The organism is Candidatus Nitrospira allomarina, assembly GCF_032050975.1.
GTDB classification, from domain to species: Bacteria; Nitrospirota; Nitrospiria; order Nitrospirales; family UBA8639; genus Nitrospira_E; species Nitrospira_E allomarina.
The window spans coordinates 1546791-1560636 of sequence record NZ_CP116967.1 but is presented as its reverse complement, the minus strand read 5'-3'; the positions used below and the strand labels follow the sequence as shown (position 1 = coordinate 1560636).

18 protein-coding genes are annotated in these 13846 nt (G+C 49.6%); 2 read left to right on the top strand and 16 right to left on the bottom strand.

The window, feature by feature from the left end; genetic code table 11:
- Positions 1–33 precede the first annotated feature (33 nt).
- Both panB and folD read right to left on the bottom strand, forming a co-directional pair.
- Positions 34–822 carry a 3-methyl-2-oxobutanoate hydroxymethyltransferase gene (gene panB, locus PP769_RS06815; RefSeq protein ID WP_312646223.1) on the bottom strand — a complete coding sequence of 263 codons (789 nt, stop codon included), beginning with the start codon at positions 820–822 and terminating at the stop codon, positions 34–36.
- Between the two features lie 28 nt (positions 823–850).
- A complete protein-coding gene (gene folD, locus PP769_RS06810; protein ID WP_312646222.1) occupies positions 851–1708 on the bottom strand; it encodes a bifunctional methylenetetrahydrofolate dehydrogenase/methenyltetrahydrofolate cyclohydrolase FolD in 858 nt (285 codons plus the stop codon).
- Positions 1709–1918: 210 nt separating this feature from the next.
- On the opposite strand from folD, the gene PP769_RS06805 reads away from it, so the two are divergent.
- Complete coding sequence (locus PP769_RS06805; RefSeq protein ID WP_312646221.1) at positions 1919–2893, top strand: NHL repeat-containing protein; 975 nt, start codon at positions 1919–1921, stop codon at positions 2891–2893.
- A complete protein-coding gene (locus tag PP769_RS06800; protein WP_312646220.1) occupies positions 2890–3561 on the top strand; it encodes a hypothetical protein in 672 nt (223 codons plus the stop codon). Before PP769_RS06805 ends, PP769_RS06800 begins: the two co-directional genes overlap by 4 nt.
- A gap of 38 nt (positions 3562–3599) precedes the next feature.
- Here PP769_RS06800 and PP769_RS06795 read toward each other — a convergent pair whose 3' ends face one another.
- The 14 genes from PP769_RS06795 to rpsF all read right to left on the bottom strand — a co-directional run bounded on the left by PP769_RS06795 (position 3600) and on the right by rpsF (position 13472).
- Positions 3600–4067: a peptidylprolyl isomerase gene (locus PP769_RS06795; RefSeq protein WP_376753430.1), complete on the bottom strand. Its 468-nt coding sequence runs from the start codon at positions 4065–4067 to the stop codon at positions 3600–3602.
- A gap of 175 nt (positions 4068–4242) precedes the next feature.
- Entirely contained in the window at positions 4243–4992 is a 750-nt protein-coding gene (gene rnc, locus PP769_RS06790; RefSeq protein ID WP_312646218.1) for a ribonuclease III, read from the bottom strand.
- 171 nt (positions 4993–5163) lie between these two features.
- Positions 5164–6417 (bottom strand): beta-ketoacyl-ACP synthase II, encoded by a 1254-nt coding sequence (fabF, locus tag PP769_RS06785; protein ID WP_312646216.1) that lies wholly within the window; start codon positions 6415–6417, stop codon positions 5164–5166.
- A 121-nt stretch (positions 6418–6538) separates the two neighbouring features.
- Positions 6539–6769, bottom strand: a complete 231-nt coding sequence (gene acpP / locus PP769_RS06780; protein ID WP_312646215.1) for an acyl carrier protein — start codon at positions 6767–6769, stop codon at positions 6539–6541.
- 56 nt (positions 6770–6825) lie between these two features.
- On the bottom strand, positions 6826–7569 hold the full coding sequence (gene fabG / locus PP769_RS06775) for a 3-oxoacyl-[acyl-carrier-protein] reductase (RefSeq protein ID WP_376753429.1): 744 nt from the start codon (positions 7567–7569) through the stop codon (positions 6826–6828).
- 40 nt (positions 7570–7609) lie between these two features.
- Entirely contained in the window at positions 7610–8545 is a 936-nt protein-coding gene (gene fabD / locus PP769_RS06770; protein ID WP_312646213.1) for an ACP S-malonyltransferase, read from the bottom strand.
- 71 nt (positions 8546–8616) lie between these two features.
- Positions 8617–9432: an SDR family oxidoreductase gene (locus PP769_RS06765; RefSeq protein WP_312646212.1), complete on the bottom strand. Its 816-nt coding sequence runs from the start codon at positions 9430–9432 to the stop codon at positions 8617–8619.
- Between the two features lie 121 nt (positions 9433–9553).
- Positions 9554–10528, bottom strand: a complete 975-nt coding sequence (locus PP769_RS06760; protein WP_312646211.1) for a beta-ketoacyl-ACP synthase III — start codon at positions 10526–10528, stop codon at positions 9554–9556.
- A 21-nt stretch (positions 10529–10549) separates the two neighbouring features.
- On the bottom strand, positions 10550–11545 hold the full coding sequence (plsX, locus tag PP769_RS06755) for a phosphate acyltransferase PlsX (RefSeq protein WP_312646210.1): 996 nt from the start codon (positions 11543–11545) through the stop codon (positions 10550–10552).
- A gap of 45 nt (positions 11546–11590) precedes the next feature.
- On the bottom strand, positions 11591–11773 hold the full coding sequence (gene rpmF / locus PP769_RS06750; protein ID WP_312646209.1) for a 50S ribosomal protein L32: 183 nt from the start codon (positions 11771–11773) through the stop codon (positions 11591–11593).
- A 38-nt stretch (positions 11774–11811) separates the two neighbouring features.
- Positions 11812–12429 carry a YceD family protein gene (locus PP769_RS19715; protein ID WP_376753396.1) on the bottom strand — a complete coding sequence of 206 codons (618 nt, stop codon included), beginning with the start codon at positions 12427–12429 and terminating at the stop codon, positions 11812–11814.
- 50 nt (positions 12430–12479) lie between these two features.
- Positions 12480–12731, bottom strand: a complete 252-nt coding sequence (rpsR, locus tag PP769_RS06745) for a 30S ribosomal protein S18 (protein ID WP_376753428.1) — start codon at positions 12729–12731, stop codon at positions 12480–12482.
- Complete coding sequence (locus PP769_RS06740; RefSeq protein ID WP_312646207.1) at positions 12731–13141, bottom strand: single-stranded DNA-binding protein; 411 nt, start codon at positions 13139–13141, stop codon at positions 12731–12733. Before PP769_RS06740 ends, rpsR begins: the two co-directional genes overlap by 1 nt.
- Positions 13125–13472 (bottom strand): 30S ribosomal protein S6, encoded by a 348-nt coding sequence (gene rpsF / locus PP769_RS06735; protein ID WP_312646205.1) that lies wholly within the window; start codon positions 13470–13472, stop codon positions 13125–13127. The genes PP769_RS06740 and rpsF overlap by 17 nt, the downstream gene beginning before the upstream one ends.
- Positions 13473–13846 lie beyond the last annotated feature (374 nt).

Below are 13846 nucleotides of genomic sequence, written 5' to 3'. Positions count from 1 at the left end.
CTGATATTGAGGGATGTAAGGTGTGAAATTTTTTTAATGATAACTTTCAGCATCGGTGGGGAATTTTCCGCATTCAACTTCTTCTTTATACCGCCGGAGCGCCTGCAAGGCATCCGCCTTCAGATGTGCATAGGGTTTGACAAATTTCGGAACAAAGTCATCGAAGAGTCCTAACAGGTCGTAAAGCACCAACACTTGCCCGTCACACCCATGCCCGGCGCCAATACCAATGGTCGGTATTGAAAGGGCTTCAGTGATGCGTTGTGCCAGTTCGGTCGGCATGCATTCCAGGACCACGGCAAATGCCCCAGCGGCCTCAAGTGCCTTGGCATCATTCACAATAATTTCGGCCTCAGCCTGGGCCTTCCCCTTAACCGAATACCCGCCGGATTGATTAACTGACTGTGGTGTCATACCCACGTGACCCATGACGGGAATGCCAAAACGTGTCATGGCCTCTACCCGATCAATCACTGATATTCCCCCTTCAAGTTTCACGGCGGCGGCCCCCGCTTGCAGAAAGCGCCCCGCATTCCGCACCGCATCTTCCACGCTGGGCTGGTAGGACATAAACGGCATATCTCCAATCACCATAGCCCGTTTGGCGGCCTGGGCCACCAATCGCGTGTGATAGAGCATGTCTTCCATGGTCACCGATAAGGTACTGGACTTGCCTTGCACGACCATTCCGAGAGAATCGCCCACGAGAATGACGTCCAGCCCGGCCTGCTCCACAATCTGCGTGAATAGCGCATCGTAGGCGGTCACGACCGTTAACTTTTTGCCCTGTTTCTTATGTTGTGTAAATTCAGGAATCGTCATGTGCGCCAACTTTTGTGTGACCTGAGGGTTACGTGCCGACTTTCCGTTTGGCTGATTCCACCGTATTCTGAAGCAGCATGGCAATTGTCATCGGGCCAACACCGCCGGGAACGGGTGTGAGCCATCCCGCTCGTTCTTTAACCCGGTCAAAATCCACATCCCCGACTAATTTTCCATCGGCTAATCGATTAATCCCCACATCAATCACGATCGCCCCCGGTTTCACCATCTCTGGGGTGACGAAAAGAGGTTTCCCGATGGCCGCAATCACGATGTCGGCTTCACGAACTACGGCGGGAAGATCTTTGGTGCGTGAATGACAGATGGTGACGGTGGCATGTCGATGTAAAAGCAACATGGCCACGGGTTTTCCTACAATATTACTCCGACCAATCACTACGGCTCGCTTCCCGGCAATGTCTTGTCCCGTCGACTCGATCATCTGAATAACCCCCTTCGGTGTACAGGGAACAAATACCGGGTCGCCTGTAACCAAACGTCCGACATTGACCGGGTGAAACCCGTCGACGTCTTTCCCGGAGGAGACAGCTTGCAAAATCGCTTGACTGTCCATGCCGGGGGGCAGGGGGAGCTGGACCAGGATGCCGTGAATTCGAGGATCGGTATTCAGCTGGTGGATCAATTGCAATAAGGTTTCTTGGGTCGTGGACGCCGGCAGACGATGTTCCTGAGGATAGAGCCCGGCTTTTTCACAGGCTATTTTCTTGTTCCGCACATAGACAGCCGAGGCCGGATCGTCTCCCACTAACACGGCTGCTAAGCCGGGCTTAACCCCTGTATCTTTTTCAAAAAGGCGAACCTCTTCTGCAATGCTCTCTCGAATCGCCTGAGCTAAGGCTTTGCCATCAATTAACTGTGCGGGCACGTCGACTCCTTCACTTGAAAATGGTCAAACCACTTATTTAAGGTGATTTACGATATCAGGCAGGGAAAATCTTCGTCAACGAAATGGCTGCCTCATCCTTCCTTGACACCCTACAAAATCCTCACTTACCATGCCACTTCAGCTTTTCCTCTAGGTATCCCTTGTTGCTCTGATCGTCATCATCGTCTCAGCGAAAGTTCGGTTGTTTCCATGAAGCCATATTGTCTTGCTGACTCTTTCAGGAATGCGATCCTCACCAGTCTGTTGCTGCTGGGTTGTTGGACGACGATCTATGCCGAAGAGGTGACGAATTTAGCATTCCCGCAAAGCATGATTGCCGATGGAGGGCAGGTCTATTTCATCGCCAATGCCAACGGAGACCCTGGGACACGTGAAAATAAGGGTTTTATTAGTAAAGTGACGACTGAGGGTAAGATGATTGACCTCCACTTTATCCAAGGTGGGCAAAAGTCGGTCACGTTGAACTCACCGAAAGGGATGGCCATTGTGGGCTCAACCCTTTATGTGGCCGATCTGGATGTGGTCAGAGGATTTGACAAAAACACTGGACAATCACTCAATTCTATTCCGTTCACACAATTTCACAGTCAATCCCTTGCCGGGCTGGTGGCGGATCCTCACGGGGGGCTCTATGTCTCTGATGCCGATTCCAATACCATTTATCACATTGATGACCCCGCCCACGATCAGACCGTGAAGGTCTTTGCCCAGCATGAAGGCTTATCGCACCCGCATGGTCTTTCCATTCATCCCAGGAATGGGCATGTGGTCGGTGTCGGATGGGAAGATGGAAAAATCTTTGAGATTGACGAAACCGGGACGATTCAGGAGTTGTTTGCCAATACCTTGTTTACCGGTAGTTTCCATAATTTAGACGGTATTGATTTCGACAAATATGGCACCATGTATGTGTCTGATTTGACAGCAGGGAAAGTCTGGAGAATTTTGGCCAATCACAAAAAAGAGGTGATTGCGGAGTTTCTGTTGTCCCCTTCGGGAATCGGAATCGACCGGGTCAATCATGTGATCATGGTTCCCTACCTGTATGTGAATGGTGCAGAGATTAATGGTCTTGAGCGTCCCTCTAATGCTAACCCTAACAAAAAACCCCGATCCTGGTCTGATTATGGAATGGGCTGGCTCAAGAAAGATCCCGGCGAATGAGTAAATGCCTCTATTGCCATCAACGTAAAGGCAAACGGGCATGTCCCGCACTTAGAGGCGTGATTTGCAGCCAATGTTGCGGCATTAATCGCATCACAAACATCAGTTGCCCGACTTCCTGCGTCTTTCTCGAGAGCAATGATGACTATCAGCAAAAACGTGCGGGGAACCGGTTTGAACTCGAACGGCGAGGGTTCTATCGACAATTACTAGATCTCGGGGGGGAACGGGCGACTGAAATATTTTATGTCTTTGAGGCTCTAGCCTATCGATTTTTTCAAGATCGGCGTGATGCGGAAGACGCCGAGGTGCTGGAAGGCCTCCAGAGCCTTCGGCGAAGCTTCAGTCTGATCCAGATACCAGAAGCCGGATTGCCAGCCTTCGGTGAAGAATTACGAAAAGAATTTAAGGTCTTCGGCGAGCGCCAGGCCTTGGAACCCACGCTGGTCACCAACGTGTTGGACCAAGCCCATAGCTTTATTCAAAAATTTTCCGGATCAGGGCTTCGTTCCCATCGCTTTTTACATGGATTACTCGGCTATATCCGGGAGCGCCATCCCGATGTGGCGGAACAACTCGCCCGCCAAACCGGTGCGGGAGGACGCATCATTATTCCCAGCGGATTTGAGTATGCACCTGACCTCCCTTCCACCGAACCGGTCAATTGATCGGTAAATTCCATCCACATGTCTGACCATTCTCTGAGTTATTGAATCAGGTCTATCGTCATTTCAATTCGCTCGAGAGGATTATCTTTCAGGTCACGAGGCTGGCTCACGATCGTATCAATAACGTCAAGACCTTTCACGACTTCCCCAAACACGGTGTACTGGCCATCCAAATGGGGAGCCTTATCCGCCATAATGAAAAACTGCGATCCCGCGCTATTGGGATCTGCCGTGCGGGCTGCGGAAAGAATGCCTTTTTCGTGAATAATCCGATTAAATTCTGCTGGTACCGTATAGCCGGGACCCCCGGTTCCGTATCGGCTTCGATTGGCTGGATCTTTTGTCAAAGGATCTCCCCCTTGAATCATAAATCCAGGAATAACCCGATGAAAAATGGTTCCATTATAAAACCCTGACTTGGCTAATTTGAGAAAACTTTCAACATGCTTGGGTGCTAAGTCCGGGAATAACACGGCTTCCATTTCTCCAAATTTCGTCTTAATCAGAACGTGAGGTGCCTTGGTCTCAGCCTTCGCTCCTTCTTCCGCTGCCGCCTTGTTTGGGACAGGAGAACCACCGGCAGTGACAATGGTGAACAGTCCGATCACCATCATGAGCTGACGTAGACCGCTGGCTAAAGTCCGTGGCTGCAACACACCCCTCATAATTCCTCCTCCATGGCTAATCTGTTGATTTCTTGATTGAATAATTTGGCTCGTCTGAAACATCAAGCCCAGCCTGAGCCATCGCTTGCGCTGCCGCAGCTTGTTCGGCCTCTTTTTTCGTCCGACCCTCTCCCTGACCCATGATTTTCCCTTGTATTTCCACCGTGACAGCAAAAACTTTTTGATGATCCGGGCCGGATTCCCGAACAAGTCGATACTGGGGACTTGCTCCAAATTGTTTATGCGTCCATTCTTGCAGACGGCTTTTCCCATCCCACCCCACTGAAGATACCGGACTGTTGTGTAATGAAAAAAATTCCGCGGTCAAAACTTTTTGAATAAAGGCTCTCGCGGCATCCAACCCCCCATCAAGATACACCGCCCCAATGATCGCTTCAAGGGCATTGGCTAACAGTGATATTTTTTCTCGGCCCTTGGTCGCTTCCTCCCCCCGACCCAATCGTAACCACTGCCCCAACTGGAGACGACTCGCTGCTTTCGAAAGAGTGGATCGGCTAATTAACCCCGCTTTAATCTTGGAGAGTTTGCCCTCTGTAGAATCCGGGAACATCGCCGCAAGACTTTCGCTGACAACCAATCCCAACACCGCATCCCCTAAAAATTCTAACCGTTCATTGTGGGGACTCCCCGCCTGGCGTTGAGTTTGAGAAAAGGAACGGTGGGTGAGCGCCTCACATAGCAGAGCTTGCTGCTTAAATTTATACTCCAACGATTCCTGAATGTCTTCAAATGCAAGAGCAGCCACGAGATCTACAAAGAATTGGTAATATTGACACGCATGATTGTTGTTTTCTTACTTCTTGAGCAAAACGTTGTAGTATATCATATCTTTTCGGGGCGAGGTCGGGGCAACTGCATCCGACGTCCTGAGAGGCACCTCTCTCGAAACAATCTAATCAGGAAGGGACCATGCTGCCTATTCGCCCTTCCAACGCCGGAATACTAGACAGGCATTGACTCCACCAAATCCAAATGCATTGGATATGGCGACATCGATGGCACAGGATCTGGCATGAGTCGGAATATAATCCAAGTCGCATTCGGGATCTGGCGTTTCCAAATTGATCGTCGGAGGAATGATGCCGTGGTGCATAGCTAAAATAGAAAAGACCGCTTCAATTCCCCCGGCAGCCCCCAATAGATGGCCGGTCATGGACTTGGTAGAACCCACAGGAATGGAATAGGCCCGGTCCCCAAAGACGTGTTTGATAACCTGGGTTTCAATCCGATCGGCAAATGTGGACGTGGCATGAGCATTAATATATCCCACAGATTCTTTGGCGATTCCCGCATCCTGAATCGCACGCTCCATACAGGTTACCGCACCGGCTCCATCATCTGGTGGGGCAGTAATATGAAAGGCATCGCTATTCATGGCATAGCCGATCACCTCGGCGTAAATACGCGCGCCTCGAGATTTGGCGTGCTCCAATTCCTCCAGAATTAACACACCGGCACCTTCGCCAATGACAAACCCGTCACGGTCTTTATCAAAAGGCCGACTGGCCCGGTTCGGTTCATCATTTCTCTTGGACAACGCCTTCGCCGCAGCAAATCCAGCTACCGCTGTAGGGCAAATGGTCGATTCCGCTCCTCCCACCAGCATCACATCGGCCTCTCCCCGCTGAATCAGTCGAAATCCGTCCCCAATACAATGATTCCCTGTGGCGCAGGCCGTGACCGTACAGGCATTCGGACCCTTAGCACCAAAACGGATCGCCACCTGACCGGATGCCAAATTAATAATGACCATCGGGATAAAAAATGGGGAAACCCGGTCGGGGCCACGTTCCAGCAACACCTTATGATAATGTTCAATGGCCGGAAGACCTCCAATGCCTGCTCCAATATAGACTCCCACACGGTCCGCCTCATCCGGGTTCACGACAAGCTTGGCATCATCCACCGCTTCCTGACTGGCGGCAAGGGCAAAATGGATGAAGGTATCCATCTTTTTGATTTCTTTTTTCTCAATAAACGTCGAGGGATCAAAATTCTTGACCTCTCCCGCAATCTGCACCGAATACTGACTGGCATCAAATCGGGTAATGGGTCCGATTCCGGATTGGCCTTTGCATAATTTATCCCATGTGTTGGATACACCAATATCCAGAGGTGTAACCAATCCCAATCCTGTCACAACCACACGTCGTGGTTTCCATTCAGTCATTGAGGTACTCCCTACATATCATGGCTGGAAAACCCAGATAATGAACCCGGGGCTTTACCTCCTCGACGCCCGTGATCAACTATGGACGAACCGCAAGTTCGCACAGTACTCGATGATTCTTTCAGACCTTTTCTTTGATAAAATCGATGGCCGCCGAGACCGTTTGAATTTTTTCTGCATCTTCATCCGGAATTTCGATCTCAAACTCTTCTTCTAAGGCCATCACCAATTCCACCGTATCTAAGGAGTCAGCTCCAAGATCTTCTACAAACTTGGCCTCAGGAACCACGTCATCTTCTTCAACACCTAATTGTTCCACAATAATTTTTTTGACACGCTCTTCAACTGCCATTGTTGGCTCCTCCTCCTTACAAAGTTTATCGAATGACACATCCTGTTGCGCATGGGCTAGGACGCCATATGCATCCCGCCATTCACATGTAACACATGCCCGGTAATATACCCGGCCTTCTCCGAACTCAGAAAACATACTGCATCGGCAACATCCGAAGGCTGCCCTAACCGCTTTAATGCAATTTGATTCAGTAATCCCTCTTTAATTTCTGGCGAAAGATGTTGGGTCATCGCCGTATCAATAAATCCCGGAGCCACGGCATTGACGGTAATATTTCGACTGGCATACTCCCGGGCAATTGTTTTGGTGAGACCAATCACACCCGCTTTTGACGCCGCATAGTTAGCCTGGCCCATGTTCCCGATTGCTCCGACAATAGAAGCAATATTAACAATACGACCACTTCGCTGCTTGCTCATGGAAGGCAGAACGGCCTTTGCACAGAAAAACGTGCCGGTCAAATTGACCTGGAGGACGGCAAGCCAATCCTCCTCTTTCATCCGCATCAGCAAGCCATCTCGCGTAATACCGGCGTTATTGACCAAGATATCCACTCGCCCCCATTCTTTGAGGACGCGTTCCATCATTCCCTTGGCCTGTTCCCACTCGCCAACATTGACCGAAACCGCCAACGCTTTGCGACCTGACTGTTGGACAAGATCCACGGTTTCTTGACAACGATCGGCATCAAGATCGGCGACCACCACATCTGCACCTTCCTTGGCCAAGTTAGTCGCAATCGCCTGCCCGATTCCTTGGGCACCGCCTGTCACTATTGCAATTTTTTCCGTCAACAACATTCTTCAATCCTTCTGGAAAATTCGATCCCGTTTGTCCTTAGGCGCAGTGCGACAGGACGTGGGCGTACGATTCCTGATCCATCACATTCCAGGTGGTGGCCTCAGGAACAATGCGCTTCACTAATCCCGTCAAAACTTTCCCTGGACCGATTTCCACGAAATGTGTGATGCCCATCAGCGACATGGCCTGGATGGTTTCCTGCCAGCGCACCGGAGAAGGTAATTGTCGAACAAGGGACTCACGAACCTCCTCCGCTGACAACAAGGCTTTCGCTTCCACATTATTAACCAACGGTACCTTTAAAACAGACCACTTTAGAGAATCAATATCTTTTTTTAGCCTGTCAGCAGCAACCTGCATCAATGGAGTATGAACGGGGACACTGACCGGAAGCGGCATGACCCGCTTCGCTCCACGCGTCTTAGCCAATGCTGCGGCATGCTCCACTGCGGCTTTTTCTCCGGCAATAACCGTTTGGCCTGGAGAATTGAAATTGGCAGGAGCCACAATGCCCATAGATCCTGCTTCTTGACAAACACTTCGGACATCCTTTTCCGAAAGGCCTAAAATCGCGGCCACTAACCCACTTCCTGGAGTCACGGCCTCGGCCATATAACGCGCGCGCTTCTGCACCAGATTAACCGCTTCACCAAAATTTAACGCGCCGGCCGCCACTAATGCGGTATATTCGCCTAAGCTATGACCGGCAACCGCAGCGGGAAGAAGGGGGCCATCACCGACCTGTTGGAATGCTGCGAGACTGGTCACCAGCAATGCCGGCTGCGTATATTCGGTTCGATTGAGTTGTTCTGACGGCCCCTCAAAACACAATGCGGCAATATCATACCCCAAGATATCCGCGGCTTCCTTATAGAGGGCCTGAACCGCAGGACTCCTATCAAAAAGAATCTTCCCCATGCCGACAGACTGAGAGCCTTGCCCAGGAAACAGAAAACCAAAGACTGGCTTCATGCTTTTCGCTCACCCTCTAAAATGCCATGACTCAAGACAGTCCACCACATGGCTCCTCCCACTTCCTGAAACTAGTCAACAATAAACTCTCCACCATCCACACAAATTACATTTCCAGTGATCCAATGAGCTTTCGGATGACTTAACAGGCCTAACGCATCGGCGACATCTTGAGTTGTAGTCAGCCGGTTTGAAGGATTTTTTCGTTTGGCTAAGGTCAGCATTTCATCAGAACCGGGAATTTTACGCAAAGCCGGAGTATCGGTGACACCTGCCATCAGCGAGTTTACCGTGATACCCAGAGGAGCCAGTTCCAGGGCTAATTGCCTCGTATGAGATTCCAGGGCCGACTTTGCAGCGGAAACCGCCCCATAGGTTCGCCAGACTCGTGCGCCTCCGGCGCTGGTCATGGAGAAGATGCGACTCCCTGTACCCAAAAATTTTTGTGCCACTAAATCCTGTGTCCAATACACCAGACTATTAGCCATGACATCCAACGTCATATCCATCTGTGCTTTATTAATGGCCTCTGCATGGGATTCCGCAATATACGGCTTCAGGGTCCCAAAAGCTAACGAATGCAACAACACTCTGACACAGACGGACCTCCCGGATTCTTCTCCCCGTTGCTTCAGTGCCTTCAAAATGTCGACACGCTTTTCGGGATCGGCCGCATTGACATTAAAAAACAGGACCTCTCGACCGAGTGAGCGAATCTGCGAGGCAATGCGCTCCGCATTCGCTTGCGTTGATTTTCGATCAAGATGCACACCACAGATATTCAACCCTAAATTGGCCAGCTCCATAGCTGCCGCCTCTCCAAATCCACTAGAGACTCCTAGAATCAGCGCCCAATCATTATCACCCCATGAGGTCGTTCCAGACATAATTCCCCTCTCTTTAAACCCCAAAAATATTCTGGTTTGCTCTTGTTGGAAGCCTCAGATTCTTCCTCTGCTTTTATGGCAACGATCTCATTCAGGAGGGAGAAATCCGCCGGCAGTCACATTACCAACGAACGACCGCTGAAGCCCAGGTAAGACCTGCACCAAATGCAGCCAACAACACCACACTCCCTTTATGAATTCTTCCCTCCCGGACAGCTTGATCGAGCGCCAACGGAATCGATGCTGCAGAGGTATTACCAAATCGATCTAAATTTATCATCAACTTTTCTCGATCCAACCCCAATCGCTGACCCACGGCATTCAATATCCGCATATTGGCCTGATGAGGAATGAACAGATCGACATCGTCCATTGCTAATTTATTGGCCTCTAATGCCTCTTTGGTGGCCTCCTCCATTGATTTAACGGCGATTTTAAAAGTTTCATTGCCCTTCATTTTTATAAAACATCGTTTTTCTTGAAGAACCTCTTTGGATGCCGGCTCCCGCGATCCGCCTCCGGGAACCTGAATCATATCAGAGAGTCCGCCATTGGCATGCAAATGGGTGGAAAGAATCCCCGAACCTTCAGTGCCTTGCCCTACCACCACCGCCCCAGCTCCGTCGCCAAATAACACGCACGTATTGCGATCGGTCCAATCGGTTATCGCCGACATGACTTCGGAACCAATGACCAATACGTGCCGCATACCATTTCTCACATAAGCATCTGCAATAGCCAACGCATAGATAAATCCACAACAGGCGGCGGAAATATCACACGCTGCTGCCCGATTTGCTCCTAACCGATGCTGGATAAGACAGGCAGTTGAAGGAAGAGGAGAATCTCCAGTACAGGTGGCTAAAAGGATCAGGTCGATCTCCGATGGGGCCACATCAGCAGCGATTAACGCACGCTGAGCCGCCTCAACAGCTAAATCGGAACAGGCCTGCCCTGGGTCAACCACTCGGCGCTCCCTGATGCCTGTCCGTTCAATAATCCAGGTATCCGAGGTCTCAACCATGCGCTCTAAATCCGCATTGGTCAAGATTCGCTTGGGAACATAGGCCCCTGTCCCTAGAATCAGACTATTCATACATGAAACACCGCGTTGAACTCACCTGCACCCTTGGGCAATGTCCCCTCGGATTTCCTCAATCAAGCCACCTTCTGCCAAAGCCTGGGCTCGAAGAATAGCATTCTTGATCGCCTTCGAGGAGGAACGACCATGACAAATCATACTGATACCCTCAACCCCTAAAAGTGGAGCTCCGCCGAATTCGGCATAATCGGTTTTTCGCCGTAAACGCAGAAGGGGTCCGGCCACAAATAGATAGGAAAGCCGACCCAGAGCTGACTGGGCAATTTCTTTCATCAGCATCTTTTTAATCGCATCCGCCAACCCTTCAGAAATTTTCAAGGCCACATTTCCAATAAATCCATCGGTCACAATGACATCGGCATTCCCACTATAGACATCTCGCCCTTCAACATTACCAATGAAATTAATAGGGCTATCCTTCAACAATTTAAAGGTTTCTTTGGTGACTTCATTCCCCTTGGTATCTTCTTCCCCAATACTCAATAGACCGACCCTTGGACGATCAGTTCCCAGGAGATGCCTACCATATTCATGCCCCATTATCCCAAACTGGAAAAGTTGGCGAGCCGTACAATCAACAGTGGCGCCGACATCCAGCATGATTGCCTTACCCTGGCGAGTCGGCAATGTCGCGGCGATTGCCGGTCGTTCTACCCCTTGGATCAATCCCAAAAGAAAAAATGCTGACACCATCGTAGCACCAGTATTTCCGGCACTCACCAACGCGTCAGCTTGCTTATTTTTAACTAATTCTGTGGCTTTCCATATGGAAGAATCTCGTTTTTTTCTGGCAATCAACGCAGGAGATTCATGCATATCCACAACCTGTGGCGCATGAAAAATCTCAATGCCGGCTTTGGTGCCGCCGAGTTTGTCCAGATGAGATTGGAGAGACGGTTCGTCCCCGACCAGGATAATCGAGAGAGAGGATTCCCTTGTAGCCTGTATGGCTCCTTCGACATTGGGAGATAATCCATGATCCCCCCCCATCGCGTCCACGGCTATTTTCATGGGTTTGGTGTTAAAAGATGACGGACTCGAGAAGGAAAATACCGTTTATCCCTCTTCCACCGAAATAATGGCGATGCCCTTATAGGTTCCACAATTTAAACATGTCGTATGAGACGGCTTGGGCTCATGACATTGAGGACACGTAGACAAATTTGGCGGGGTGAGTTTGAGATGAGATCGCCGCTTATCTCTCCGGGCTTTTGAAATTTTGTGTTTAGGATTTGCCATAATAGTCCAACTTTTCTGTTAAGAGGTGACTGATGCCTTCACGATCCTCTTCGAGCAGAAATAGAGGAGCGCTTTGATGGATGTTTTTTTGATATTGTTTGCTGAATTGGCACTGGTGCTGAGCTAGTCACTGGGGTACAACACCCACATATGCCATCATTTAAATTGCTCCCGCATACTTGGCACAACCCGAGGCAGTTTTCATTGCATAAAGATTGAAGGGGGGTAGCAAGAATGACCTGCTCTCGAATAGCCGGAAGAAGGTCGATTTCATTTCCTGTAATAGGGTATACATCTTCCTCTGTCGCATTATCATCGACGGATTTGTCACGCCCCTTTGCCCCTTTGCCTTTATCCCTGTGCGGCACAATCACATTGACCGCTTTCACGGCCTTTTTAAATTCCACCTCACACGATAGGGATAAATCTTCCTCAAATTGATCCAGGCAACGCACACATTCCCTGGCCATCCTTCCGGATATTTTCCCTTGAAAATGTGCTGACCGCTCCCCGGTCAGAAAAAGATCTCCATGACAACTTAAATTCCCAATAGGGATTCCCTCATCATGGGAGAGCAATAAGTCCGAGGGGCTCACCTCATGATGAATTTGAAGACCTGTGGGGGGAACATCAAGTAGATTGATGGCTATAGACATTTAACAACCACACCTTTCTACCTGCCCCGTTTCGAAGAATACTGGTGACCTCAGTGCTCTTCTGCAAATGAAAGGATAGCCACATGCCTGGCACGCTTAATCGCTTGGGTTAATTTTCTTTGATGCCGCAAGCAATTCCCCGAGGTCCGACGAGGAATAATTCGTCCGCGCTCCGTGAGAAAATTCCTCAATAAATTTGCATCCTTGTAATCCAATGGCGTCTTATCGAAGCAAAAGCGGCACACTCTTTTCCGCTGAAACAATCGTCCTTTTTCCACAGAAACCTCTCCTAGGCTAAAAATTAGGGCATGGGGTCTGGATAATACTCTTCCGGATCATAGTTAGACTCCTCACTCACTCCTGCCCCAGAGGTGCCCGAGGAGGACTTTTTCGGCAAGAACGTTACTGTTTGAGCAACGACTTCATGTTTGCTTCTCTTCTGCCCGTCGTCCGTTTCCCACCGCCGTTGTTGTAGGCGACCATCAACGATGGCCCCGTCACCTTTATTGAGGTACTGCCCACAATGTTCAGCTTGTCGTCCAAACACGACAATATCAACATAGCACACCTCTTCTTTTTGATCATCGGCCTGACGGTACCGACGATTGACCGCTAACGGGAAATTAACTACAGGGGTGCCGCTGGGTGTATACCGAAGCTCGGGATCTCTAGTCAGATTTCCAATCAATATGACTTTATTGAATCCCACCATCTTCTGCTTCCTCCACACTTGCTTCACCTACCGCTACCAAATCACTTGGGTTCAGCCGCACAGTCATGAATTTCATCACCTGGTCTTCCATACGCTGAAAGCGCTCCAACTCAAAGACGACCGTTGGGGGGCCTTCAAATTGAACCGTAATATAGGTCCCCTTTCGCTCATGTTGAATATCATAGGCCAGCTTCTTTTTCCCGCTATTATCGAATTTTAAAATATTCGCTCCAGCCTGACTCAGGACTTCCTTCATTTTTTCAATCACTCGCTCATTTTCTGTTTCCGCTTGAACGGGACGAAGAATACACAGTGATTCATACAATTTCATACGTAACCTTTCCCTCTGACAGTATTTTTCTAGTTTTCAGGCAGAGCAATCGTGTTGTATCACAAAAGGGGACACAAGCTACCATAGGGTAAATTGGAGTGTCAAACCTCTCTCAGGAATAGAACCCGCCAATTCAGAATCTAAAAGCCTGCCATTGTTTTTCAGTGAAATTGGGCTTTTTAGCACTTAAAAACAAGCGGTAGACGGTCGAATTCTGTATCCACACCCCAAAGGGATATACAGGTCCCTCCCCAAAAGGGATGCACTTTATAAACAGTCGAAAATCCCATCACCCCTTCATCTGATCTCAATGTCCTACCGAATGCCAATTCACGTCGGCGAGATTCCCTCCGCTCACATTCCAAATCCTTTGA

Bases quoted from the DNA above. Each gene is read 5' to 3' on its own strand.
- panB (WP_312646223.1), bottom strand. From the start codon at position 822: ATGACGATTCCTGAATTTACACAACATAAGAAACAGGGCAAAAAGTTA.
- PP769_RS06805 (WP_312646221.1), top strand. From the start codon at position 1,919: ATGAAGCCATATTGTCTTGCTGACTCTTTCAGGAATGCGATCCTCACC.
- PP769_RS06800 (WP_312646220.1), top strand. From the start codon at position 2,890: ATGAGTAAATGCCTCTATTGCCATCAACGTAAAGGCAAACGGGCATGT.
- fabF (WP_312646216.1), bottom strand. From the start codon at position 6,417: ATGACTGAATGGAAACCACGACGTGTGGTTGTGACAGGATTGGGATTG.
- acpP (WP_312646215.1), bottom strand. From the start codon at position 6,769: ATGGCAGTTGAAGAGCGTGTCAAAAAAATTATTGTGGAACAATTAGGT.
- fabD (WP_312646213.1), bottom strand. From the start codon at position 8,545: ATGAAGCCAGTCTTTGGTTTTCTGTTTCCTGGGCAAGGCTCTCAGTCT.
- PP769_RS06765 (WP_312646212.1), bottom strand. From the start codon at position 9,432: ATGTCTGGAACGACCTCATGGGGTGATAATGATTGGGCGCTGATTCTA.
- PP769_RS06760 (WP_312646211.1), bottom strand. From the start codon at position 10,528: ATGAATAGTCTGATTCTAGGGACAGGGGCCTATGTTCCCAAGCGAATC.
- plsX (WP_312646210.1), bottom strand. From the start codon at position 11,545: ATGAAAATAGCCGTGGACGCGATGGGGGGGGATCATGGATTATCTCCC.
- rpmF (WP_312646209.1), bottom strand. From the start codon at position 11,773: ATGGCAAATCCTAAACACAAAATTTCAAAAGCCCGGAGAGATAAGCGG.
- PP769_RS19715 (WP_376753396.1), bottom strand. From the start codon at position 12,429: ATGTCTATAGCCATCAATCTACTTGATGTTCCCCCCACAGGTCTTCAA.
- PP769_RS06740 (WP_312646207.1), bottom strand. From the start codon at position 13,141: ATGGTGGGATTCAATAAAGTCATATTGATTGGAAATCTGACTAGAGAT.
- rpsF (WP_312646205.1), bottom strand. From the start codon at position 13,472: ATGAAATTGTATGAATCACTGTGTATTCTTCGTCCCGTTCAAGCGGAA.